The sequence below is a fragment of the Phycicoccus sp. Root101 genome (genome assembly GCF_001426245.1).
Lineage (GTDB): Bacteria > Actinomycetota > Actinomycetes > Actinomycetales > Dermatophilaceae > Pedococcus.
On the sequence record NZ_LMCM01000001.1, the window covers coordinates 812,254 to 835,259 of the forward strand.

Annotated in this window: 22 protein-coding genes; 9 read left to right on the forward strand and 13 right to left on the reverse strand. The window is 68.5% G+C overall.

Annotated elements, in window-relative coordinates; all coding sequences use genetic code 11:
• Window positions 1-274 precede the first annotated feature (274 nt).
• The 5 genes from ASC58_RS03795 to ASC58_RS03815 all read left to right on the forward strand — a co-directional run bounded on the left by ASC58_RS03795 (window position 275) and on the right by ASC58_RS03815 (window position 7,815).
• Window positions 275-2,227 (forward strand): amino acid transporter, encoded by a 1,953-nt coding sequence (locus ASC58_RS03795; RefSeq protein ID WP_200947728.1) that lies wholly within the window; start codon window positions 275-277, stop codon window positions 2,225-2,227.
• 282 nt (window positions 2,228-2,509) lie between these two features.
• The gene (locus tag ASC58_RS03800; protein ID WP_056918377.1) at window positions 2,510-3,226 is read left to right on the forward strand and encodes a GAF and ANTAR domain-containing protein; all 717 of its coding nucleotides are present in this window, start codon (window positions 2,510-2,512) and stop codon (window positions 3,224-3,226) included.
• A 1,254-nt stretch (window positions 3,227-4,480) separates the two neighbouring features.
• The gene (locus ASC58_RS03805) at window positions 4,481-5,524 is read left to right on the forward strand and encodes a methylenetetrahydrofolate reductase C-terminal domain-containing protein (protein WP_200947715.1); all 1,044 of its coding nucleotides are present in this window, start codon (window positions 4,481-4,483) and stop codon (window positions 5,522-5,524) included.
• On the forward strand, window positions 5,521-6,288 hold the full coding sequence (locus ASC58_RS03810; RefSeq protein ID WP_056918378.1) for a class I SAM-dependent methyltransferase: 768 nt from the start codon (window positions 5,521-5,523) through the stop codon (window positions 6,286-6,288). The genes ASC58_RS03805 and ASC58_RS03810 overlap by 4 nt, the downstream gene beginning before the upstream one ends.
• A gap of 1,164 nt (window positions 6,289-7,452) precedes the next feature.
• Window positions 7,453-7,815 carry an ANTAR domain-containing protein gene (locus ASC58_RS03815; RefSeq protein WP_162246812.1) on the forward strand — a complete coding sequence of 121 codons (363 nt, stop codon included), beginning with the start codon at window positions 7,453-7,455 and terminating at the stop codon, window positions 7,813-7,815.
• A gap of 187 nt (window positions 7,816-8,002) precedes the next feature.
• Here ASC58_RS03815 and ASC58_RS03820 read toward each other — a convergent pair whose 3' ends face one another.
• The 4 genes from ASC58_RS03820 to ASC58_RS03830 all read right to left on the reverse strand — a co-directional run bounded on the left by ASC58_RS03820 (window position 8,003) and on the right by ASC58_RS03830 (window position 11,243).
• Complete coding sequence (locus ASC58_RS03820; protein ID WP_157598341.1) at window positions 8,003-8,164, reverse strand: hypothetical protein; 162 nt, start codon at window positions 8,162-8,164, stop codon at window positions 8,003-8,005.
• A gap of 226 nt (window positions 8,165-8,390) precedes the next feature.
• Complete coding sequence (locus ASC58_RS21910; protein WP_162246813.1) at window positions 8,391-8,660, reverse strand: DUF2795 domain-containing protein; 270 nt, start codon at window positions 8,658-8,660, stop codon at window positions 8,391-8,393.
• 360 nt (window positions 8,661-9,020) lie between these two features.
• Entirely contained in the window at window positions 9,021-10,082 is a 1,062-nt protein-coding gene (locus ASC58_RS03825; RefSeq protein WP_235529077.1) for a YihY/virulence factor BrkB family protein, read from the reverse strand.
• A gap of 36 nt (window positions 10,083-10,118) precedes the next feature.
• The gene (locus ASC58_RS03830) at window positions 10,119-11,243 is read right to left on the reverse strand and encodes an AI-2E family transporter (protein ID WP_082552889.1); all 1,125 of its coding nucleotides are present in this window, start codon (window positions 11,241-11,243) and stop codon (window positions 10,119-10,121) included.
• A 295-nt stretch (window positions 11,244-11,538) separates the two neighbouring features.
• Here ASC58_RS03830 and ASC58_RS03835 point away from each other — a divergent pair, with 295 nt between their 5' ends.
• Window positions 11,539-12,477 carry an ATP-binding protein gene (locus ASC58_RS03835; RefSeq protein WP_056918383.1) on the forward strand — a complete coding sequence of 313 codons (939 nt, stop codon included), beginning with the start codon at window positions 11,539-11,541 and terminating at the stop codon, window positions 12,475-12,477.
• A gap of 360 nt (window positions 12,478-12,837) precedes the next feature.
• On the opposite strand, the gene ASC58_RS03840 is transcribed toward ASC58_RS03835, so the two are convergent.
• Window positions 12,838-13,032 (reverse strand): hypothetical protein, encoded by a 195-nt coding sequence (locus tag ASC58_RS03840; protein ID WP_056918384.1) that lies wholly within the window; start codon window positions 13,030-13,032, stop codon window positions 12,838-12,840.
• Between the two features lie 176 nt (window positions 13,033-13,208).
• A complete protein-coding gene (locus ASC58_RS21505; RefSeq protein WP_235529078.1) occupies window positions 13,209-13,514 on the reverse strand; it encodes an AlpA family transcriptional regulator in 306 nt (101 codons plus the stop codon).
• A gap of 227 nt (window positions 13,515-13,741) precedes the next feature.
• On the opposite strand from ASC58_RS21505, the gene ASC58_RS03850 reads away from it, so the two are divergent.
• On the forward strand, window positions 13,742-14,860 hold the full coding sequence (locus tag ASC58_RS03850; RefSeq protein ID WP_056918385.1) for a site-specific integrase: 1,119 nt from the start codon (window positions 13,742-13,744) through the stop codon (window positions 14,858-14,860).
• A gap of 20 nt (window positions 14,861-14,880) precedes the next feature.
• Here the strand turns inward: ASC58_RS03850 and ychF are convergent, their stop codons facing one another.
• Genes ychF through ASC58_RS21240 form a run of 3 tightly spaced genes read right to left on the reverse strand, consistent with a single transcriptional unit; the run spans window position 14,881 to window position 17,799 of the window.
• Entirely contained in the window at window positions 14,881-15,966 is a 1,086-nt protein-coding gene (gene ychF / locus ASC58_RS03855) for a redox-regulated ATPase YchF (RefSeq protein WP_056918386.1), read from the reverse strand.
• Between the two features lie 12 nt (window positions 15,967-15,978).
• Window positions 15,979-16,830: a thioesterase family protein gene (locus tag ASC58_RS03860; RefSeq protein WP_200947716.1), complete on the reverse strand. Its 852-nt coding sequence runs from the start codon at window positions 16,828-16,830 to the stop codon at window positions 15,979-15,981.
• A gap of 57 nt (window positions 16,831-16,887) precedes the next feature.
• On the reverse strand, window positions 16,888-17,799 hold the full coding sequence (locus ASC58_RS21240) for an NUDIX hydrolase (protein WP_082552890.1): 912 nt from the start codon (window positions 17,797-17,799) through the stop codon (window positions 16,888-16,890).
• A 64-nt stretch (window positions 17,800-17,863) separates the two neighbouring features.
• On the opposite strand from ASC58_RS21240, the gene ASC58_RS03870 reads away from it, so the two are divergent.
• Window positions 17,864-19,093 (forward strand): DNA recombination protein RmuC, encoded by a 1,230-nt coding sequence (locus ASC58_RS03870; protein WP_056917238.1) that lies wholly within the window; start codon window positions 17,864-17,866, stop codon window positions 19,091-19,093.
• Here ASC58_RS03870 and ASC58_RS03875 read toward each other — a convergent pair.
• The 3 genes from ASC58_RS03875 to ASC58_RS03885 all read right to left on the reverse strand — a co-directional run bounded on the left by ASC58_RS03875 (window position 18,997) and on the right by ASC58_RS03885 (window position 21,826).
• The gene (locus ASC58_RS03875) at window positions 18,997-20,310 is read right to left on the reverse strand and encodes a cytochrome P450 (RefSeq protein ID WP_157598342.1); all 1,314 of its coding nucleotides are present in this window, start codon (window positions 20,308-20,310) and stop codon (window positions 18,997-18,999) included. The genes ASC58_RS03870 and ASC58_RS03875 overlap by 97 nt on opposite strands.
• Window positions 20,311-20,378: 68 nt before the next feature.
• Complete coding sequence (locus ASC58_RS03880) at window positions 20,379-21,404, reverse strand: 4-hydroxy-3-methylbut-2-enyl diphosphate reductase (RefSeq protein WP_056918388.1); 1,026 nt, start codon at window positions 21,402-21,404, stop codon at window positions 20,379-20,381.
• Window positions 21,405-21,454: 50 nt separating this feature from the next.
• Complete coding sequence (locus ASC58_RS03885; RefSeq protein WP_056918389.1) at window positions 21,455-21,826, reverse strand: DoxX family protein; 372 nt, start codon at window positions 21,824-21,826, stop codon at window positions 21,455-21,457.
• A 99-nt stretch (window positions 21,827-21,925) separates the two neighbouring features.
• Between ASC58_RS03885 and ASC58_RS03890 the strand changes: the two genes are divergently transcribed.
• Window positions 21,926-22,630 carry a TetR/AcrR family transcriptional regulator gene (locus ASC58_RS03890; protein ID WP_200947717.1) on the forward strand — a complete coding sequence of 235 codons (705 nt, stop codon included), beginning with the start codon at window positions 21,926-21,928 and terminating at the stop codon, window positions 22,628-22,630.
• Here ASC58_RS03890 and ASC58_RS03895 read toward each other — a convergent pair.
• Entirely contained in the window at window positions 22,618-22,989 is a 372-nt protein-coding gene (locus ASC58_RS03895; protein WP_056915424.1) for a DoxX family protein, read from the reverse strand. The two genes, ASC58_RS03890 and ASC58_RS03895, sit on opposite strands and share 13 nt — an antisense overlap.
• Window positions 22,990-23,006: the final 17 nt, after the last annotated feature.

Consider the following 23,006-nt stretch of genomic DNA (forward strand, 5'->3'; position numbering starts at 1 on the left):
GAGTGCCGCTGGACAGGGGCAGCACGAACCCGGAACGGGGTCAGGACAGGTCGTGCCAGTTGGCCTACGTCGCCCGTACGCGGAGCGACAACACGTTCGGACGCCGTGTTCTGTTCGCTCCACCGCTCGCCTCCTGCCGCGACCGTAGCGGTGGTCTTGCGTCCCGTAGGTGGGGCCGGTGGCGGCTGGCAGCGTCCCGGCCCGCCGACCGTAAGGTGGCCTCGCCCCACATTCAGAGTTGAGAGACACCGTGAACGCTTCTGACCCGCTGGTCATGCCCGCCCGAGTAGCCAGCCCTGCCAAGCGCGTCGATCCCACCAAGCCCGGCGCAAAGTGGTTGCTCGAGCACCGGGTGCAGCCCGTCGGTCCCGAGTCCGGCGAGGAGCACACGACGCCGCACGCGTGGTGGAAGGTGATGACCCTGACCGGGGTCGACTACTTCTCCACGTTGGCGTACCTGCCAGGTATCGCAGCCTTGGCCGCGGGGGCGTTGTCGCCGTTGGCGACGCTTCTCATCGTCCTGCTGACCCTGCTGGGGATGCTGCCGATGTACTCGCGGGTCGCCAGGGAGAGCCCGCACGGGCAGGGGTCGGTCGCGATGCTGGAGGACCTGCTGCCTTTTTGGCGCGGCAAGGTCTTCGTCCTGGTGCTGCTCGGCTTCGTGGCCACATCCTGGATCATCACCATCACTTTGTCCGCGGCGGACGCGTCGGTGCACGTGCTGGAGTCCCCGTTCTTTCCGTCCGGTCTGCACGGGCACGCGGTGGCCATCACGGTGTTCCTGCTGCTCGTGCTCGGCGGGGTGTTCCTGCTCGGATTCAGCGAGGCCGTCAGCGTGGCCATCCCGCTGGTGGCGGTGTTCCTGGCTCTGAACGCGGTCGTCGTGGTCAAGGGCCTGGTCGAGGTCTTCACTACCGACGGCGCCCTGTCCGCGTGGACGTCCGCCCTGTCCGATAGCGGTGGCGTGAGTGGTGCCATCGGGCCGGCAGTCATCGCCTTCCCGCTCCTGGTCCTGGGCCTGTCCGGGTTCGAGACCGGGGTGTCGATGATGCCGCTGGTCGCCGCAGAGGGTGAAAGCGCTGCCGAGAAGCTGGCCTCCCGGATCCGCAACACCCGCAAGCTCCTGGCCGGTGCGGCGCTGATCATGAGCGTGTACCTGCTGTCCACCAGCTTCGTCACCACCGTCCTCATCCCGACGAAGGAGTTCAAGGCCGGAGGGGCAGCCAATGGTCGCGCCCTGGCGTACCTGGCCCACGAGATGTTCGGCGACGGGTTCGGCACCGTCTACGACATCAGCACCATCCTCATCCTGTGGTTTGCGGGTGCCTCGGCGATGGCCGGCCTGATCAACATCGTGCCCCGGTACCTACCCGCGTACGGCATGGCACCGGAGTGGGCCCGCGCGGTGCGGCCGGTCGTGCTGGTCTACACCGTGATCTGCATCGTCATCACGTTCGCCTTCGGCGCCGACGTCAACGCCCAGGCCGGCGCGTACGCCACGGGGATCCTGGCGATGATGGTCTCGGGCGCGGTCGCGGTCACCATCTCCGCGTACCGGCACCGGCAAAGAGCCGCCGCGGCAGGGTTCGCCGTCCTGACCCTGATCCTGCTGTATGCCTTGGTGGAAAACATCCGCGAGAAGCCGGACGGTATCGCCATCTCCGGGCTGTTCATCCTCGGCATCGTCGTGGTCTCGCTGATCTCCCGCATCAGCCGCACCACCGAGCTGCGCGTCGAACACATCGAGTTCGACGAGGATGCCCGGCGCATCATCGAGGAGTCCGTCGCCCATGACGGGCTCCTGAACATCATCGCGAACAAGCGCCAAGCCGGCGACGAGGCCGAGTACGTCGCCAAGGAGGCCGAACAGCGATCGATGAATCCGGTTCCAGGACGGTCCGACGTGCTGTTCCTCGAGGTCGACATCGACGACCCCTCCGACTTCGCGGACGTCCTCCGAGTGCATGGGGTACAGGTGGGCGGGTACCGCATCCTGCGGGTGGCCAGCCCCGCCGCACCCAACGCCATCGCCGCAGTCCTTCTTGCCTTGCGGGACGCGACCGGACTGCACCCGCACTGCCATTTCGAGTGGGCCGAAGGGTCCCCGGTCGCCCACCTGCTGCGCTACCTGCTCCTGGGCCGCGGGGACACCCCACCCGTCGTGCGCGAGATCATCCGCAAGGTCGAGCCGGACCCGACGCAGCGCCCCAGCATCCACGTCAGCTGATCACTTCCCCGACGCAACGGACGACCCAACGTCCCGCTCAGACCACCGCAGCTCAGGTGTCACCTATCCGTGCAGGAGACCCCTCCATACCTCCAGGCGCCGGCCGTCCCGCCGAAGGCACCTCTACCCGCCAAGGTGGACGTGGTCTGGCCATGCCCGGCCGCTGTCTGACCTATCTCCGTTCACGGACAAGGTGACATCTCGGCATAGACCGAGTTGAATCGCGGCAGCGACCATGCGCGGTCGGCCACCCGCCCGCTTTGGGGCAGAGAGGGAGCCCTAATGCCCCGGGAGTTGGACGAGACCTGGCAGATGCTGGACGATTTCGCCGAAGTAGCGCGCCTCGCCCACATGCAGGACGACCACAAGCAGGCTCTCGCTGCACTGTGCGAGCTCGCCATGAAGGTAGTCGAGGGGGATCACGCGTCCATCACCACCGTGAATCGAGGCAAGTTCGCCCCTGTCGCGAGCACCAGCGACCTGCCGAACCAGGTCGACGGCATCCAGTACACGAGCGGTGAGGGACCCTGCCTCGACGCCGCGCAGATCGCTGACGGAGTCCGCATCAACGACCTGGCCACTGACACACGCTGGCCCACCTTCGGACACAAGACATCCAGCGAGCTCGGAATGCACAGCATGGTCGCCGCCGTGCGCCCCGTGAGTGAGGACGTCGTGAGCGCGGTCAACGTCTACGCCGCCCGCGTCGACGCGTTCACAGAGGAGCACGAGACGTTGCTGTCGATCTTCGCCTCTACCGCAGCGGGCACCTTGCGCGTCGCGCACCATGACGACAGGGCCAAGCACCTGGAACGGGCCCTGCACACCAGTCGCCGCATCGGAGTGGCGCTGGGGATCCTGATGAACAGCCGTCGCGTCAGCCTCGAGCAGGCCTGGGACCTGCTGTCCAAGGCGAGCCAGGATCAGAACATCAAGCTGTCCGTGCTCGCCGCGCAGGTCCTCGAGACAGGAAGCCTGGAGCCGCCTGCAGGTGACTGAGGGAGCCCGCTGTTCGACTCCCCCAGCCATCCGCGCCATACCCATCCGTTTTGTCGACATGCACCAACGGACACACAGGCAACGGCGATTCTCGCTTTCGCATGACCGGTCGCCGCCCTGCACCGCCCCAAGCGGTCCTTCCCCTGGCTCGAAGCGGACGGGCCTCGCAGAGTTTCACAGTCAGCCATTGACCCAGCGCGCAAGAAGAGGAGGACGTCCTGTCGAGTCGGCAGCCGAGGCTGCGACGCTCCTGTGCGGCAGGACTTCGATGAGACGCATCCGACGCCGCTGACGCCGGGAGTCAAGCTCCCCTGATCGGGCGCCCGCCGCCCTTTGCGTACGGCTACAGCGGTGCCGACAGCCAGCCCGGGGAGACACCCGCGAAGGGTGTCAAAGCAGGCAGGGCAGGGTAGAAACCCCCCATGCGTATAGGAAGAGTCAACGTCCAGCCCCTCGGGGGCGCAGCCGGGTGCCTCACGATGATCCTCGTGTCAGTGATTCTCTCGATCGTGCTGACCGTCGGACTCAACCTTCTCTTGCACTGATCTGCGAGGTGTCGGCGTTTTTAACCGCTGGATTCATCCGCGCCTCTCCGCCGACTCGTAGTTCGGGCATCGCGGCGCCCGCTGTGACTACGCCGCGTGTTCGACCGTGAGTTCTGTGATGTAGGCCCAGCATATCGCGCCTGTCACAAGCGATCGCACCTGATAGATCCGGCAATGCTCCGCCTGAAGGCAACGGTCGTGGGCATCCTCAACGACCTCAACGAGACCGGCGCAGGCGCCTACGCGATCGCACACTCGCGTGTGCGGAGTGAACCTGAGCGTCTGCATGTGTCCAGTATCAACGGCGGCGGTCGCCGCCGCCCATGGCTACTTTGAGTCGTTTGGCCCGTGATGCGGTCTACTCCAAGTGGACCAGGCGAAGGTGTACGCCTTCCGGCTCACGATGCACGTGTTCATACCGCCGTCAATTTGCACACTCGTTCAGGACCGTGGGTCAGTCGTAAAGGAACCGAGCGACGAGCGGGAAAGTCCGGCTTCACGCCCATCGCCCGGGATGGTCGAGTCGCGGCGGTGGCCGGCAGACCAAGCGGTCGTGCAGGCTGGCACTGCGCCACTGATGGCGTTGAGAGCCAGTCGCATGGCGACTATTTCACGCGCCTCCAGGGCAACGAGGGGCCCTGTAACCGCGCGCAACGCCCCAGCGGTTGTCTGGTTCGCGCGGTCGCTAGCGGCCTGACAGTCTTGAGATGTGCAGTTGTTGTCTCAGCAACGGGTCCCTGGTTGTCCCAAGCGGATGGTGTACGGCCCATGCGGTGGAGTTCGCGTCGACGGTGAATGCGAGATGATCCCGCATCCGTGTGTCTTCGACAGGTTAGCTGACCTTCCGGATCGCCTTCTCGGCGATGGCGAGGCACTGGCCGTCGATCGGCTCATGACGCCGTCTGCCCGGTGGCAACCACCGCTCGTCTTGACGGATCTGAGCGTGCCGCCGGCCGACGCTGCGACTCTGCGCTCCACGGCCCGCCTGCTGGCGCCGAGCTGTGACGCTGTCTTGGTAGGCGACCACCAGGACCGCGTTGACTTTCCGCCGAGCACGCTTGCCCGGCTGATTGCCGACGCTGACGCTGTTCCGTGGGTGACGCTGGCCTGCCGGGATCGCAACCGGGTCAGCCTCGAGCAGGAGCTGCACGCCCTTGCACTTGACCAGCTTGCAACAGTGCTGTGCGTCACCGGCGACGGCCGGGCTTACGACGTGCGCCCCGAGGTGAGCCAGGCTTTCGATCTCGACGGTACCCGGCTGGCCGCGCTGGCCGCGCGCTTAGGGCTGTCCGTGGCGGTGGTGGAGACTCCAACCGCGCGCCCGGTGGCCTTGCGGCCAAGGAGGTTGGTGCACAAGCAGCAGGTCGGCCAGGCTGGAGTGGGCGTGCTGAACCACGTGCCAAGCGCGGCCATGCTGGTCGAGTTCCTGGACACGGCCCGAGCGGCCGGGCTGCAGATTCCCGTGATCGCCTCGGTCGTGGTGTTCACCGACGAGCGTTCAGCGAAGGCGCTGGCTGCGCTGCCGGGTCTGGAGATCGCACCGGAGCGCCTGGAGACCGTGCTGACGGCCGACGACCCGGTCGCGGCCGGTATCGCGGCGGCGGTGGACGAGGCAGTCGAGCTGCTGGGCTTGTCCGGCGTGGCGGGGGTGAACTTGTCCGGGCTCGCGTCGGCCAGGGGCGTGCAAGCCGCCGCCGAGATCCAGGCCGAGATCGGCCACCGAATCCGAGCGGCGCGAGGTGTACGCCGGTGAGCGACTCCTTCGACGCGATGGACGCCGAGTTCGACACGGTCGCGGCCTGGACTGCGGAGGTCGTCGCTGGCCTGGCCCTACCCGATCGGATTCCGGCGGGATGCCGAGGCAGCGGTAGCCCTGGGGCGCTGCACTGGTTGCTCGACCACCTACAGCCGCAAGCCCAGGAGACGTTCCTGGACTGCGGCGGTGGCATCGGCGGACCTGCCGCATTCGCGGCACGAGAGACCGGCGTACGCCCCCTGTTGACCGACCCGGAGCGCGGGGCGTGTAAAGCCGCACGCTCCCTGTTCGGGCTGGCCGCGCTGCAAGCGGGGAGCCAGCTGCCGATTGCGACAGGGGCCATCGGAGCCGGGTGGAGCCTCGGAGTGCTGTGCACTGTGGACGACCAACCAGCGTACCTAGCCGAGATCCGGCGGGTGCTGCGGCCGGAGGCGCGCTTCGGCATGATTGTCTACTGCGCTGCTCACTCCGGAGACCTTCGATTGGAACCGCCTGAGGGCAACGCATTCCCGACCGTTGAGGCCTTGGAGAGGCTGCTCGCGGAAGCATCGCTGCGGGTGCTGAGCAGTGGCTGGACCGACCACTTCGCGGCGTTCCCAGCCAACTGGGAAGACGTCATGGCGACCGTCCAGGCGGAACTCGAGTGCCATCACAGGGACGATCCCCGGTGGAAGACGGCTGAGGAACAGTCGAGCAAGATGGGTGCGCTGCTTGGGGCCGGTGAGGTACGCGGGAAGATGCTCGTGCTCAGGCCGGTCTGACCGTCGGGTGGGGGTTGTGCTGCCACAACACGAACGCGACGACGGACGGCCTGCTACCGCAGGAATGAAGCAACGGACGCCCGTGCGTGCGGTTTGTCCTTCAGGGGAGGCACACGACTGGCCCTCGAGAGTGCTGACGGCGTACTAACGCCACGTGGGTGCCTTCGACGAAGGTCCTGGGGATCGGGGACGTTTCTTGCTGACGTCGCCTCCCTCGGATCCACGCGGCCTCTTCCGCTGATCGATCAGACAGTCTCGAGATGCGTCTGGCCACGAACCGAGTCATAGGGACAGCCGTGGGTGTCCTTGTGGAATGCCACCGACTCGAGCAGGCACCGCAGTCGACGTGTCGCCTCCGTCAGTAGTCGTACGAACCGAAGAGTGGGTGACGTCGCAGACGAACCGCTCCGCACCGGCAACCTGGCGACCCCCTCGAAAGGGTCGTGGGAGGGGATGTTGCGTCTAGTCCGCATTCACTGACGGCTCCGTAGCGGCGGCCCCAGCGTCGCCCTGACAGTCGGGACACATGACACGAACCTCATGACCACTGCCCATCGCGAAGTCCCAGCCCACCTGGCCTTCATAAGGGTGGCGGCACCCTTCGCAGCGCAAATCTCCGCTGGCCACCCGTCAAGGGTTCCAGCCCGTTCTCGCGAGCGCTATAGCCAGAGCGGGCCATACCAAATGAACCAAAGAGGGCATCGCCGCTTGACCCTTACCGGTCTCGCGCGGCAGCAAAGTTCGGCTGCGCACCGAGGGGATGTGCGACCCTCCAAGCCCCCTTGCTGAGGATCAGGTCGTTTGTTGAGGCCATGTGGCATTCTGGTGTTCGGTCAAGGAGCGGCCACCCCTTACACCGCGAACTCCTCGAGGGCGCCTGTCGGTAGGAGGTCTCCTCATGAGCCTTCCTCGAGTTGATGAGCCAACTCTGGCCTTCGAATACGACGTGCCGTCCGGGTGCTGGCGGTGGTCAAGTGGCCTGCGGGAACTTCATGGGCTGTCCCCCGATGATCAGCCTACGACGACGACCCTCCTTGACCTCATGGTCGAGGAGCACCGGGACGAGATGGTCCAGCATTCAAGGCGCACCTCGTCACGCCAGGTCCATACACCTGCGTCTATGACATGCGCGACCCCCACGGCCACCTGCACAGGCTCCGGTACGTGGGCCACGCCGAAGCGGACGAAGGACAGGTGACGCGCCTCTACGGTTTCGTCGTCGACATCACCGACATGCTGCGCGAGACGGCAGCTGCCGCTGTCGCCGGCGCACTGGAACATCGAGCGGTCATCGAGCAGGCCAAGGGCGCCCTCATGCTCAGTTTCGGCATCAATGACGAGGCTGCCTTTGAGTTGCTTCGCACCTACTCCAGTCGCTCCAACATCAAGCTCGCCGTCGTAGCCGAGCGCATTGCGCAAGGTCTGTCGGACCCGCAGTATTCGAGCCTGGAACCGGGCCGAAGCCTTCTCAACGTGCTCATGGCGCTCAACCCGCACCCCGACCAGCGAACTGGAACCGAGGGCTGAGCCCCCGTCCACGCGTGCGTAGAGCGCTCTGGCGGCATTGGCTGCCAAGAGGGAGTTACGGGCCACCGCCAGGCCGAGCGGTCGGCAATGGGGCTTGCAGGCCCGATCGGCGCGAGCCACCGTGTGACCGCATCTCCGAGGCCGGACCGTTCGCGTTGGGCAGACGCCTCCCGTTGCAACGACCTAGTCACATCGGGCCATTGTCGATGGCCAGGGAGAGGGTCACGATCAACAGGAAGGATGACTCTTCGGGAGGGCCTAGAAGCGTCAGCCCGCGCGACGCGGGGAAGATCGTCGCGAGGAGCCGCTCGCCACTCAACCAGGGGATCGTGGCGAGCGGCTCCCACACGTAGGAAGCGTCAAAAATCGCCCTCACCCTCCGTGAGGAGGATGAGGGCGCTGCCGGCCGCTCAGGGGATACAGCCAACGATTGAACCTTGACAGGTCAGGCGGTTGTCACCGTCTCGTTGACGACTGAGGTGCCGCCGCCTGATGGAACGCACCGCGGGTTGGCCTCTTTAGGCGTCACGCTCTCAACGGCATGCATCACTCGGAGTGCTGGTGCAGCTTCGGACTCAAATCGGCTCGGTGACAAAATCCGGGCACGTGCGTGCCTCTAGGTCGGCACAGACCTGGTCAACGCTGTCGTATCGGCGATGGGGCGCGAGACGCCCCAGCTCCCACAGCAGGGCCGTGGGAGCATGTCGACGTGCCAGCGCCGCCAAAAAGTGGTCACGTGTGCCTGGAAAATACCCCTCCGACAGGTGCTCCCGGAGATCGTTGTGATCTGGTGGCTCCGAAGTCCTGGGGGCCGAACGGTTCTCAGGTGTGTGGGTCGTGGTCACGATGGCTCCTCGCCGAACAGGTAGGCCCTACGCGCGCCCACGTGACAGACCAATTCCCCGGGAACGCCAGCAACAAACCATTTGCTCGGTCAACAGACGGTAAAAGCGGGCATCGCGGGTGGCACCGAGCGATCTGATCGCGGTGACGATCGAGCCGACCTCCTCGGCTAGTCGCCCCGACGTCTTTGCTCGCGCGAACGGTCTGTCGCAGCGCGGCGGGAGCTCTTGACGCTCCTGGCCCAAGCAGCCGACACGGCCGAGGCCGCCGAACGCATGTCTCTGTCCCCGCACACGAGCGGTTCGCCTCTTGGCCGAAGGCGCCCACGAGATCGGTTGTCATGGCGTTGGGGACGGGCCGCGTCATGCGGGAGGGTTGTTCGTGGGCCCGCTCTGGCGGGTCGCGTTCTGACCCTCGTTCTGGAAGCTGACGTCAACGGTCTCGAAGCCCTTGGCTCGCTGGGCCTTGGCAGCGTCGGTGTAGCTGCGGCGGTCGCCGTGGGTCAGGTTGACGTCATCGGTGAACGGCGTGAGTAGCGCGCGCGGCCACAGTCGCTTGGCCAGCACCACGTTGAGCTCGACGGACAAGGCGATGGTCAATGCCGTCGCGTACAGCCATGCCAAGAGCCCGAGCACGAGACCGAAGACCCCGTTGACAGCGGTGGCGTGCTTCAAGACGTTGCCGACGAGCAGGGCGCCGAAGACCTGCAGGACCTGCCAAGCCACAGCCGCGCTCAGAGCGCCCGGCGCTGAAAACCGCCAACTCACCTGCTGGGCCGTCGCGATCCGGAAGGCCAGCAGGAACACTCCGGCGTTGACCGCGACGGAGATGAGCAACAGGAGCGCCTTCACGCCCCACCCCAACGAGGTGGCTCCGAAGGATGCTGCGGTCGCCCCCAGCGCGGACAGGACCGTGGTGGTGATCACCGCGGCTCCCGCTGTCGCCAGCAGCAGCAGGCTGCGGACGCGAGCGGAGATCGGGTTGGGTCGCCGGTTGCGCGGCACCGCCCATGCCACGTTCATGAGGTTCTGCACGGCCTGGGCGACCCCCAGCGCGCCGTACAGAGAGCCCAGCAGGCCGACGATCACTCCCATCCCGCTCCCGCGCAGCCCGGTGCTGCGCAGCTGTGCTCCGATGACGGGGAACTGGCTCAGCGTCGAGGACAAGATGTCCAGCTGCAGGCGCGGGTTGCCTTGGAGGGCGAAGCCGAGCAGTGAGGACAAGAGCAGGAGGAGTGGAAACAGGGAAACCAAGCCGTAGTAGGCGATCAAGGCGGCCAGGTAGCTGCCTTGGTCGTCGAAGAACTTGTATGCCACCGCGATCGGCAGCGCGACCCAGCGCCTGCGCCGCTGAAAGCGGTCGACTCGATCCACGACCCTCATCGCTGGCTCCGGATGCGCCTCGCGCAACGCGTTCTGCTGCACGAGCGGCGTTCTTCCTTCAGTGTGGGCCGGGGCACGTCAATCCACGGCTTCGGTGGGTTGACGTGCCCCTGGAACGCTGCCGGCTCGTCGTCGCTCCCGTTCTTCCAACACCTCGACGATGATCACCTGGACAGAACCCGCGATCGGGATGGCGGCCAATGACCCCAGGATGCCGGCGACTTCGGTGCACAGGATGATCGCAATCAGGACCGCCAAGGCCGAGAGCTGCAGGGCCCGGCCGTAGATGAGTGGGCGAAGGGTGTGGCCCTCGATCAGGTGGTAGAGGAGCATGACGACGAAGACGATCGCGGCGGCGACCGGACTTTCGGTCAGTGCGACGAGGCTGAGCAGGATCGTGACGACCGCCGGCCCGATGTAGGGGACCAGCTCGAGGATGGCCGTGAACAGACCGAGCGGTAGGGCGTACGGGACACCGACGAGCAGCAGCGTCACCGTCGCCACGACCCCGGCAATGAAGCTCGCCAGCAAGTTGCCGGTGACGAATCCCCGGACGGACCGGTACACCCCGGCGCCGATGCGCTCAGCCGGGAGCATGTGGGTCTCAGGTATCAGGTCGGAGACACGTCGCCGCCATTCAGGACCCTCGAGGAGCATGAAGAGAGTCAGGAAGGCAATGATGACCGTGCCGGTGAAGGTTGTCGCCACGCCCTTGACGATGCCGAATGCGGGAGTGGCCGCCCCGCTCAACGTCCCGGAGGTCGGCTTTGTCGTCGCCTCCCGAACGCTTTCGACGACGTGGTACCTGCGCTCGAGGAACCCCAGCTGTCCGTGACCCTTGGTGAGGTCATCGACCAGCACCGGCAGGGCGGTGACGAGGTGCGAGACCTGCGTGACGAGCGGTGGGATGAAGACCAGACCCAGCAGCCCAAAGACGCCCACAGCCAGGCTGGAGACGATAGCGACGGCCACCCCGCGTCCCAGCCCACGATGCTGGAAGAACTCCACGGCGGGGTTGATGGCAATGGCCAGGAACAGTGCGATCGCAATCAGCGTCAGCCCCTTCTGTGCCCGCAGTACGAACTCGAGTGCGGCCAGTACGCCCAGAGCGATCCCCAGACCGATGAGTACGGTGCGAAGGCGGAGCGTCACTACCCGGACATTGCTGCCGGGGGCTGGTGGTCCGGGCGTGCCAGTCGACATACGCAGAGTCCTCTCGAGCGCGCCTTTGCTGAAGGGATTGAACCGACGCTAGTGCCCCACTGCGCAATCGGCAGCGTCGATCGCCTTCAGCGGCTAGTTACCCGGCAGTTGTCGCCGATGGTCCGCATCAGTTCACCCGAAGTGGCGCAGAGGTCCGAGGGGACCCACCTCCGTTTGTCAGTCCAGACCGTGCACGCATTGGCCTCCTGGCGGCCCCCTATAGCGCGCGGGCTGAGGCGCCGGCTGCTTCGTCGCGAGCCCGGCGAGTGCCGTCGGGGGCGGATATTCTGCGGATGTGGCGCATACGGTCGCAAGCAGGCCAGTCCCAGAGGGGGAGACGTGGGCGCGGTCCGCGCTCTCGCGACTGGCGGACGTCCCGGGGGTCCACCGGGCCGGTCTGGCACTGGCCGAGGGTGGCGGGCGACGGCTGCTGTTCACCGCCAGCGACCGCGACGACGGGCAGCGCGTCACCTGGTGTGAGATCGACGCGTACGACCATGTCCCACTGACCCACACCGTGCGGACCGGCGAGGCAGTACTCGGCTCGCTGGACGACCTGGCGGTCGGCTACCCAGCGTTTATCGACCACCAGGCCCCGCAGACGATGGCGCTGGCGTTCCTGCCCATCGTTGCAGCCGGTCACGTTCAGGGCGGGTACGCCCTGTTCTTCGACGCCCCCCAACCCTTCGACCAGGAACAACTGGCTGAGCTCGAGGACCTCGGAACGCAGTTGGGCGCGGACCTACGCCGCGTGCAGCGCACCACCACCCATGCGAGCAGGTCCCTGGACGCGGAGCCGGTACCGGACGGCGCACGAGCGGCGACGTACTCGGTCGCTCCGGACCCTCGAGCGGTCGCTCACGCCCGCCACTTCGCGCACACCACCCTGGCATCCTGGGACATCGACGAGGGCACCGTCAGCAACGCTGTCCTGTGCCTGAGCGAGCTGGTCACCAACGCACTGCTCCACACCGACGCCGGTTGTGAAGTCCGCGTCCTGCTCGACCAAGGTGTCATGACCGCGACCGTTCGTGACAGCGGTTCAACCGTCGTCGTCGACCCCAGCAGCGTCACTAAGGACCCCTTGGCTGCTCACGGTCGTGGACTGCAACTCGTGGACGCGTTCTCGACGAGGTGGGGCTCGCAGCTGGACGCGGCCGGGATGAGCGTCTGGTTCACGCTCGAGCCGGCGAACCTCCACGCTGGTCGAGCCCATGTCCCGGTGGACCGGTAGACGAGGTGCCCGGCGCGGCTGGCATGTGAGGCCTCCTGCCGAGTGGTGCCCTGCCGACGCGGCGCCCCGGCCCGCAACCGCGGCAGCGCCAGCTGTTCCAGGGCGTCATCAGTACCCACGAACAGGTCTCCGACGGCAGCGATGACCACCAACGGTTCGTCCAGGTCCGCACCTGACTGCGCTTCGTCCGCGATGCCCTGTCACAGCTGATCCGAGAGCTGGCCGGCCCGGTACCCGGAGCGACGTCGACAGCACGGAAACAGGCCGCCTTGTCGACGTCGTACCCCCCAACGAAAAGCCAAACCCCATGTCCCACACACCTCATGCATTGTCGGCGAGGTTATGGCGGACGAATCTCCTTCAACGGCGCCACAGGTAGCGCTCCCGCGGCCAACCTGCGGGCTGACGCAGGTGCTCCAGGTCGGTCAGGACGCTGCGCCACCTCGCGTCAACGAGGTCGCCGCGGGCGGCGCGGTCCCCCAGTTCCCGCAGCACCCGGCGGCAGGCGGCTGGAGAGCTGAGGACGGCCCGGACGTGGTCCTCGATCGAGACCACGGTGTCGATGTACCGGATGCCGATCGCTCCGCTGTCCGCCGCGCGTCGCTCCTCCGACGCTGCTCGGCGGCACTGCGGCGAACACCACCGCTTGGGTCGTCCGGGTCGAGGTGGCCACGCCTCCTGGATGACCCGGCCGCAGCGAGGGCACGAACGGGCTACGCGGCCATCTCGCGTCACTGCTGTTCCAGTCCGAGGGTCCAGGCGATCACGGTCGCTGCACGCCAGCGCAGGTGCTTCCCGATCCGGATCCCCTTGGGTCCATAGCCCGTGGTTCGCCACGAGTAGATCGTCTGCTTGGGCACCCCGAGGTAGTTGGCCAGGTCGTCGATGTCCCACAGTTCCTGGTACTCCATCGGCTTTGCCGGCCGGCGGGCCGGCAGTGGAGGTGCAGGCCGTGACGTGCGGCGACCCGCGTTCTGCGGGTCACCAGTGCTGTCCCACAGCCCTAGCTGCTCCTGGTTCTTCGCGTTCTGGTTCATGACGACGATCTCCTAGCGATGGTGGTGGGTTCGGCTTGTCACCGACGAATGCCGACGGGTCGTCGTCGGTGGTCACCGGCAGGAATGGCTGTCAGGTCCGGGCACAACCGTGAACGTCCGGAACGGGCCACCAGTCGCCCTCGACCGTCGTCGGAGGTCGCGGCTAACGTGGCGAACCTCGGAGAGGAATGGCATGGCGTTCATCGCGCAGCACCATGGAAATCTCGATGCCTGAGGGAGTCAGCCGTCGCGGTGAGTCCTGGCGCGCGCGGTACCGCAACCCCGAGACGGGTCGGCAGCACGAGCGGTCGTTCCCCAGGCAGGCCGACGCAGTCCGGTGGAGGCGTCAGCAGCTCGATGCCCTGGATCGGGGACGGTGGGTCGACCCCAAGGCAGGGAAGGTCTCCTTCGTCCGCTACTTCGAGGCGTGGGAACGCGACCAGGTCTGGACCGACGGCACCCGGCAGGCGATGTCACTGGCCGCCCGGTCGACCACCTTCGCCGACGTCGACCTGCGCCGCGTCCGCCCCAGCCACATCGAGGCGTGGGTCAAGTCGATGACCATCCCCACCCAGAAGCGACCACGACCCTTGGCGCCCGGCACGATCAAGACCCGGTTCGTCAACGTGCGATCGGTCTTCCGTGCTGCCGTCCGCGACGGGATGATCGCCGTCGACCCCACCCTCTCGGTCCGCCTCCCCCGCCTGCGCAAACGCGAAGCGGCGATGACGATCCCCGCCCCAGAGGTCGTTCGACGCATTCTCGACGCCTCCGACCCACGGTTCACGGCGTTCGTCGGGCTGTGCGCCTTCGCCGGCCTACGCCTTGGCGAAGCCGCAGCCCTGCGCGTCGAGGACGTCGACTTCTTGCGCCGCCAGGTTCAGGTCAGCCGACAGGTCCAGCGACTCACCGGCGGCGAGCTCGACATCCGGCTCCCGAAGTACAACTCCGAGCGCACCGTCCACATCCCCGACGCGCTCGCCCAGATGCTCGCCCGGCACGTCGAACTGGGCCTCTTCAACGGCTGGCTCTTCGCGGGCGTAGAGGGCCTTCCGCCCCACCAGAACACCGTCGGTTACCGGTGGCGGACCACCCTGTCCAGGGCCGGGATCGAGGGCGTCCGGCTGCACGACCTGCGGCACTTCTTCGCCTCCGGGCTCATCGCCTCTGGCTGCGACGTCGTGGTGGTCCAGCGGGCTCTGGGCCACGCCAAGTCGACCACCACTCTGACCACCTACGCCCACCTGTGGCCGTCGGCTGAAGACCGAGTCCGCGACGCGTCAGCCCGCCTCGTGGCCGAGGTCCTCGGATCTGGTGAGGGCACTGTGAGGGCAGATGACGCCTAAACAGGCCCTGACCTGCGGCTTTACACGTTGAAGCGGAACTCCACCACGTCGCCGTCGGCCATGACGTACTCCTTGCCCTCGATGCGGACCTTGCCGGCGGACTTGGCCGCCGCCATGGACCCCGCCTCGACGAGGTCGTCGAACGACACGATCTCGGCCTTGATGAACCCGCGCTGGAAGTCGGTGTGGATGACCCCGGCGGCCTGCGGGGCGGTCCAGCCCCGGCCGATCGTCCAGGCGCGCGACTCCTTGGGACCCGCGGTGAGGTAGGTCTGCAGGCCGAGAGTGTGGAACCCGGTGCGGGCGAGCTGGTCGAGCCCGGACTCGGTGGCACCGAACGACTCCAGCAGCTCCATCGCCTCGTCCGCCTCCATCTCCATGAGGTCCATCTCGAGCTTGGCGTTGAGGAACACCGCGTCCGCCGGCTCGACCAGCGAGCGCAGCGAGGCGTGGAGCTCGGCGTCGCCGAGCTGGTCCTCGTCGAGGTTGAACACGTAGATGAACGGCTTGGTCGTCAGCAGGCCGAGCTGACGCGCATCGGCGAGGTCGACCCCGGCGGCCGCCCCCGCGGCATACAGGGTGTGACCCTCCTCGAGGACCTTCTGGGCCGCCACGGCGTTCGCGTGGGAGGCCTTCTTCTCCTTCTGGATCCGCGACTCCTTCTCGAGGCGCGGCACGGCCTTCTCGAGGGTCTGCAGGTCGGCGAGGATGAGCTCGGTGTGGATCGTCTCGATGTCCGACGCCGGCGAGACCTTGCCGTCGACGTGGACGACGTCGCCGTCCTCGAACGCACGGACGACCTGGCAGATCGCGTCGGCCTCACGGATGTTGGCGAGGAACTTGTTGCCCAGCCCCTCCCCCTCGGAGGCGCCGCGGACGATCCCGGCGATGTCGACGAAGGACACCGTCGCCGGGAGGATCTTCTCGGAGGAGAAGATCTCGGCGAGCTTGCCCAGGCGGGCGTCCGGCAGGGGCACGACCCCGACGTTGGGCTCGATGGTCGCGAACGGGTAGTTCGCGGCGAGCACGTTGTTCTTGGTCAGGGCGTTGAACATCGTGGACTTGCCGACGTTGGGCAGACCGACGATTCCGATAGTGAGAGCCACAAGGCCGAGAGTCTACCGTCGCGGTGTGGCGGCCCTTGCCAGCTGGCGGGACAGGGCGACGAACCGTCCCCGGCTGTCCCAGACCTCGGCGTCCTCCTCGAGGTAGCCCCCCGACATGGTGCGGCTGGTGAGGTTGACGCGCAGCCAGCCCGGTGCCGGACGCGCGCGTACGTGGGCGGTGAGCTCGAGGGTCGGCGCCCACCCCGGCAGGCCCAGCTCGAACGCCACGGGCGGCAGCGCGTCGACGGCGAGCAGGAGCAGCAGCGGGTCGGGCTCACGGCCGTCGACCATCCGCAGCCAGCCGCGGATGACCCCGTTGCCCGAGGGCCTGCCCATCGCCCACCCGGTCGTGGCGGGGTCGAGCCGCAGGTCGAGCCGCTCGAGGAGGGAGGCGGCCTTGAGGAACTGCGGCGGCGCCTGCTCGGTCGTGAGGCACTCGTCCGGCGGCGGGAGCTCCGGCGGCGTGGCCGTCGTCGTCGCCTCGTCGTCCATGGTGGCGAGGTCACCGTAGGTGGCCAGCACCCGGATGCGTTCGACCTCACCGCCCGCGCCGTCGTCCTGGAGGAGGGACGCCTGGCCGTTCGACACAGCACGACCTCGGCGCAGGACCGAGGTGCGCACCGTGGCAGGGCCGGGGACGCCGGGAGTCAGGTAGTAGGCGCTGATCGCGAGGGGGTGCGGGTGGGGTGGCCGGTCGCCGTCGGAGGTGCCGAGCTCCGCGGCGAGCGCCCGACCGGCGATCGACAGCAGCATCCCGCCGTTCACGCCCCCACCGATGCGCCACCCGTCTCCGAGCGCGGCGTCGTAGGCTCCCTGCTCCTGCGCCCGTGCCACCACTGCTGAACCGTCGTCGAACTCGCTCACCCGCACAGTCTCACCCACGACCGCGGGTGCCGCGCGGCCGACGTGAAGAGGCTCACCTCAGAGGGCCGGCAGGCCGTCCTCGAGGTAGGCAGTGGGTCCGGTGTGCGTCGCGAGGAAGGCGAGCAGGCGTTGGTTGTATGGCGCGACGCGGTGTTCGAGGTCCTCCTCGCCAACCCAGTGCACGGCCAGGATCTCCCTCGGCTGCAACGTCGTCGAGGCGACGAAGTCGGCGTCCACGACCCCGAGGTCGAAGACGAACACGGTCGCGTCGGACCAGCCGCGCCACGGCGGGAGCCAGTTCACGGCGATCAGGCCGCGGACCTCGACCTCGACACCCAGCTCCTCACGCACCTCCCGGACGACGCAGTGGGCGGGTGACTCGTGCGGGTCCACGACACCACCGGGCAGGTCCCACTCCTGCTTGTAGACGAGCTCGCACAGCAGGACACGGTCCTGCCGGTCGCGCAGGACACCCTGGGCGATGGCCCGCTTGGTGGGCAGCGCCGAGTTGAGCTGGGCGATGAACCCCTCGCGGCTGTCCGGCGACGGGTCGTCGGCGAGCCCACCGAGGACCACCACGTCGCCCCTCCCTCCGGGCACGTTCTGGGAGCGGCTCACGCCCTCCTTGCGCAGCCCGGCCCGCATCGCGGCCCGCACCCCGTCGCGGTCCGCGTCCTGCACCCTCGCCTCGACGCGCAGCAGGCCGAGGTCGTCGAAGGCCCACCGCAGGACCAGCCGCAGGGCCCGCTCGACGATGCCGACGGCGCGGTACTCGGGGACGAACACCCAGATGACCTCGGCGTCCCCGGTCTCGCCGAGGAGCAGCTCGACCCGTCCGACCCGCTCGTCCTGCCAACGCACCTCGAAGGCGCGCAGGTCGGCGGGATCCACTCCGTCCTCGACCCCGCGCACCACGACGTCGCCATCAGCCAGGAGGGGTCGGCGGGAGTCGGCAGCGGTTTCGGACATGCCGGAACGCTACCCGCCGAGCGCCTCCCTCTCGCTGTCGGTGCGGTCTGCCACAGTCCTCGACATGGAACTCGTCCTCGCCCTCCTCGTCGGCCTCGCCCTCGGTGCCGTCGTGGCTGTCGCGGTGTGCCGCCAGCTCGGGACGGCCCGGGCGGCCGGCGTGAGCGCCGAGCGCGACCTGCTGCGCGAGCGCGTCATCGACCTCGAGGCCGCCCTGTCGGACGACGCCCAGACCGCCGCCGCGCTCGTCCCCCTGCGGGACGCACTGGGCCGCGTCGAGCAGCAGGTGGGCACGCTCGAGCGCGACCGGACCCACCAGTACGCAGCCCTCGAGCAGACGATCGCGCAGGTCCACGCCTCGACCTCGGCCCTGGGCCGTCAGACGCAGAGCCTGGCCGGGTCGCTCAACGCGTCCACCGTGCGAGGCGCCTGGGGCGAGGTCCAGCTGCGCCGCGTGCTGGAGCACGCCGGCCTGCTCTCCCGGTGCGACTTCGAGGAGCAGGTGCACCGCGTCAGCCGGCACGACCGGCAGGTGCGCCCCGACGTGGTGGTGCGACTCCCCGGGCAGAAGTTCCTCGTCGTGGACGCCAAGGCGCCGATGGTCTCGTTCCTCAAGGCCCAGGCCGACGACCTCCCCGCCGACGAGCGGGCCCGGCTGCTGCGCGAGCACGCGACGGCACTCCAGGGGCACGTCCGGGCCCTGGCGGCCAAGGACTACTGGTCGGCGTTCGAGACCTCACCCGAGATGGTGGTGTGCTTCGTGCCGAGCGAGGCGATGCTGTCCGCGGCACTCGCCGCCGACCCCAGCCTGCACGAGGACGCGATGGCACGACGCGTCGTCCTCGTCGGCCCGGGCGCGCTGATGGCCCTGCTGCGCACCGTGGCGTTCACGTGGCAGCAGGACGCCCTCACGGCCAACGCCCGCGAGCTGATGTCGGTGGGCCGCGAGCTCTACGCGAGGCTCGGCACCCTCGGTGCCCACACCGCCCGCATGGGTGGAGCGCTGCAGCGTTCGGTCGAGGCCTACAACCAGATGGTGGGGGCGCTCGAGTCGCGGGTCCTCGTCACGGCCCGGCGGATGCACGAGCTCCAGGTCGTCGAGGACGAGCTGCCCGTCGCCCGCCCCGTCGAGACCGGCCCACGGGTGCTCACCGCCGTGGAGCTGCTCGACGCGGCCACCGCCGAGGACGCCCGCCCTCAGCTGGACCTGTCGCCCGAGTCGCTGGGGCGGGCTCCTGAGGTGCTCGGCGACGACGGCACGCCCAGGTGGACCGGCAGGGAGTCGACCGCGTAGACGATCGACTGGTCGCGGAACCGCAGCGTCGACGGGTGGACCGCCAGCTGGAGGTCGGGGAACCGGCGGGCCAGCCGGGGAAAGGCCATCCGCAGCTCGAGGCGCGCGAGCTCCGCGCCGACGCACCGGTGGAACCCGTAGCCGAAGGCCAGGTGCGGTGACGGCGGGCGGAGCGGGTCGAAGGTGTCGAGGTTCGGCCCGATCCTGGCGTCCCGGTCACCGCGGGCGAGCTGGACGATGACGACGTCACCCTTGCGGACCTTGCGACCGAAGAGCTCGTGGTCCTCGAGGGCGAACCGGGGGAAGGCGATCTGGACCACGGACAGGTAGCGCAGCATCTCCTCCACCACCCGGTCGATCGCCGTGGGGTCGTCGCGGACGAGCTCGAAGTGGGGTCGGTCGCGCAGCAGGACCAGGGTTCCGAGGGCGAGCATGCTGGCCGTGGTCTCGTACCCGCCGGTGAAGACGCCGTCGGCGAGCCCCGCGATCTCCTCGTCACTCACCTCGTCGCCCGCCTCGGCGATGATCCTCCCCAGCAGGCCGTCCCCCGGGTCCCTGCGCTGGCGCCGCGTCGCCTCCAGGAGGAACTCCCTCGACGACGAGATCGCGCCGAAGGCCCCCGCGCCACCGGCGGACACGTCGAACCTCGCGTGCGACAGGGCCTGGAAGCGGGCGCGGTCCTCGGCCGGCAGCCCCAGGAGCTCGCAGATGACGAGGAACGGGATCGGGAAGGCGAAGTCCTCGACGATGTCGACGTCCGCGCCCTTGGCGGCCATCAGGTCGAGCTGGGTGTCGATGATCTGCTCGATCCGTGGGGTCAGCCGTTGGATCCGACGCATCGTGAACTCCGGCGTCAGCAGACCCCTCAGGCGGGTGTGCTCCGGCGGGTCGGTGAACCCCAGACCGCCGACGGCTCCGCCGCTGGCACCGACGTACGGCCGGACGTCGTTGCTGTAGCGCTTCTGGTCGGCCAGCACCGCCTTGCCCTCCGGGTGGCCGGAGACGAGCCAGATGTTCATCCCGAACATGTGCGCGAGGCGGTGGACCGGGTCACCGGACCCCGGCCCCGAGCGGCGCACCGGGTCCAGGCCGTCCCGGCGCAGCGGGCGCAGCAGCCGCCGCGGCACGGAGTCCAGCAGGGACAGGTCGACCACGGCGGGCCCGCGGGCGACGAGCCGCTGCAGGATGCGGCGCTTGGTCGCCGACAGGTCGATCATGGTCAGACCGTACCCGCGCGGGCGTCCAGATCCGTGCAGTGCCCGCGCACGGCGCCGCGCGGCATCCGTCAGTGCAGGGAGCCGGCTTCCTCGAACGCGCCGTCGTGACGCATCTTGTCGCTCAGCCCACGGGCCTTGAGGTCACGACGGATCTCGTTGGGCAGCGAGAAGAGCAGGCTCTCCTGGGCGGCCACCACCGGGGTGACGTCGGCGTACCCGCGCTCGGCCAGGTAGGTGAGGACGTCGCGCACGAGGACCTCGGGCACCGACGCACCGGAGGTCACCCCCACGGTGGAGACGCCCTCCAGCCAGGTGGGGTCGATCTCGTCGGCGTAGTCGACGAGGTGACCGGCGCGTGAGCCGTGCTCGAGAGCCACCTCGACGAGTCGGACCGAGTTGGACGAGTTGCGCGACCCGACGACGATCATGAGGTCGCAGTCGGGGGCCATCTGCTTGACGGCGAGCTGGCGGTTCTGGGTGGCGTAGCAGATGTCGTCGCTGGGCGGGTCCTGCAGCGACGGGAACCGCTCGCGCAGTCGGCGGACGGTCTCCATGGTCTCGTCGACGGACAGCGTGGTCTGGGACAGCCAGACCACCTTCTCCGGGTCGCGCACGGTGACGTTGGCGACGTCGTCGGGGCCGTCGACGAGGGTGATGTGCTCAGGCGCCTCCCCCGACGTCCCGACGACCTCCTCGTGGCCCTCGTGACCGATGAGCAGGATGTCGAAGTCGTCGCCGGCGAACCGGACCGCCTCACGGTGCACCTTGGTGACCAGCGGGCAGGTGGCGTCGATGGTCTTCAGGCTCAGCGCCTTGGCCTCCTCGTGGACGACGGGGGCCACACCGTGGGCGCTGAAGATGACCGTCGCACCCTCGGGGACCTCGTCGGTCTCCTCCACGAAGATCGCCCCGCGCTTCTCGAGCGTGGTGACGACGTGCTTGTTGTGGACGATCTCCTTGCGGACGTAGACCGGCGGACCGTAGAGCTCGAGGGCCTTCTCCACCGTCACGACGGCGCGGTCGACGCCGGCGCAGTAGCCGCGGGGCGCGGCGAGGAGCACGCGCTGGGTGGGCTGTCCGATGGTGTCAGTCATGACTCCATCGTAGGTTGCCGCGCCGGGGCACCCCAATCGCCCACCACCGCTCAGAACGCCTGCGGCCCGAAGCGCTGCCACGCCACGAAGGCTGCGACGAGCAGGACCGGCACGTTGATCGCCAGCGCCTGGGTCTCGCCACGGCGCAGGTGGGTCACCGCGGCGAGGGCCATGACGACGGCGAGGCCGACAGCGGCGAGCGGGGTCAGGACCACGGCGATCCCGGTGGCTGCCGGGAGGACCAGCCCGATGGCGCCGAGGAGCTCCACGGCGCCGATGAACCGGACCGTCCCCGCCGAGAAGTCCTCCACCCAGGGGAGTCGGGCGCGCAGCTTCTCCTTGGGCTGGCTCAGCTTGGTCACCCCGGCCATGGCGAAGAAGAAGGCGAGCACGATCTGCAGGATCCAGAGCACGGTGTTCATCGGTCGACGTCCTTCGAGTCATCAAGTGGAGGCCATCCTCCACTCTGTCGGGAGGCACAACGCAAGAAGTGGAGGACCTATTCCGGTTAGTGTGTGGACGTGACCACCCCACCCCCGTTGCGCGTCGATGCCGAGGCCAACCGGGCCCGCATCGTCCAGGCCGCGCAGGCGGTGTTCGCCGAGCAGGGCGTGTCCGCTCCACTGACCGAGGTCGCCGCACGGGCGGGTGTCGGGATCGCGACGCTGTACCGCCGCTTCCCCGACCGTGCCGACCTCGTGGCCGAGGCGTTCGACGACGCCCTCCGGCAGTACGAGGCCAGTGCCGACCTGGCGCTCACGGACGACGACCCGTGGGCCGGATTCGTGGGCCTGGTCGAACGGATGGCGGCCCTGCAGGCCGAGAACCGCGGGTTCACCCACCTCATCCAGTCCGTCCCGCTGGGGCGTGGTTCGTCGACGGCGGCGCGTGGTTCGTCCGGGCGTCGCGAGCTCGGCTCGTCCGGACGTCGCGAGCGTGGCTACCGCACCGTCGTGGAGGTCATCGACCGGGCCAAGTCGTCCGGCGTCCTGCGGGCCGACTTCAGCCCGGAGGACCTCCCCGTCCTCACGTTCGCCGTCGCGGGCGTGATCGAGACGACCCGTGACGACCTCCCGGAAGCGTGGCGGCGGCACGTCGCGCTGTTCCTCGACGCGTGTCGCCCGATCGCGGCCACCCCGCTCCCACCGGCGCCCGAGCCGATCGCCCTGCAGCGCGCGATGCTGCGGGCCGCCCGCCGGCGCCAGACCCGCGGTCAGAGCGGGTAGGACCCGAACCGCGCCCAGGCCACCACGAGCGCGAGGACGGCCAGGACGACGTTGCCGGCGACCATGGGCCACTCGCGCAACCGCAGGTGGGTCGCGATGGCGCCCACCATCACCAGCACCAGGCCGCTGGCAGCCAGCGGCGTGAGCCACGTCAGCACGTCCAGCCACCCGGGGAGCACCAGGCCCAGCGCGCCCAGGACCTCGGCCAGCCCGATCCCGCGGATCGTGTCCTGGGAGAAGCCGTCGACCCAGCGCATCTGCTCGCGCAGCTTCTCCTTCGGCTGGACGAGCTTGAGGGCGCCCGTGGCCAGGAACACCAGCGCCAGCACGACCTGGAGGATCCACACGAAGGTGTTCATGGGCCGATCCTGCGCCC

Excerpts from the sequence above, each read along its gene's own strand:
- ASC58_RS03795 (WP_200947728.1), top strand. The coding sequence starts at position 275 with ATGCCCGCCCGAGTAGCCAGCCCTGCCAAGCGCGTCGATCCCACCAAG.
- ASC58_RS03800 (WP_056918377.1), top strand. The coding sequence starts at position 2,510 with ATGCCCCGGGAGTTGGACGAGACCTGGCAGATGCTGGACGATTTCGCC.
- ASC58_RS03830 (WP_082552889.1), bottom strand. The coding sequence starts at position 11,243 with ATGTCGACTGGCACGCCCGGACCACCAGCCCCCGGCAGCAATGTCCGG.
- ASC58_RS21505 (WP_235529078.1), bottom strand. The coding sequence starts at position 13,514 with ATGAACCAGAACGCGAAGAACCAGGAGCAGCTAGGGCTGTGGGACAGC.
- ASC58_RS03850 (WP_056918385.1), top strand. The coding sequence starts at position 13,742 with ATGCCTGAGGGAGTCAGCCGTCGCGGTGAGTCCTGGCGCGCGCGGTAC.
- ASC58_RS21240 (WP_082552890.1), bottom strand. The coding sequence starts at position 17,799 with ATGTCCGAAACCGCTGCCGACTCCCGCCGACCCCTCCTGGCTGATGGC.
- ASC58_RS03870 (WP_056917238.1), top strand. The coding sequence starts at position 17,864 with ATGGAACTCGTCCTCGCCCTCCTCGTCGGCCTCGCCCTCGGTGCCGTC.
- ASC58_RS03875 (WP_157598342.1), bottom strand. The coding sequence starts at position 20,310 with ATGATCGACCTGTCGGCGACCAAGCGCCGCATCCTGCAGCGGCTCGTC.
- ASC58_RS03880 (WP_056918388.1), bottom strand. The coding sequence starts at position 21,404 with ATGACTGACACCATCGGACAGCCCACCCAGCGCGTGCTCCTCGCCGCG.
- ASC58_RS03885 (WP_056918389.1), bottom strand. The coding sequence starts at position 21,826 with ATGAACACCGTGCTCTGGATCCTGCAGATCGTGCTCGCCTTCTTCTTC.
- ASC58_RS03895 (WP_056915424.1), bottom strand. The coding sequence starts at position 22,989 with ATGAACACCTTCGTGTGGATCCTCCAGGTCGTGCTGGCGCTGGTGTTC.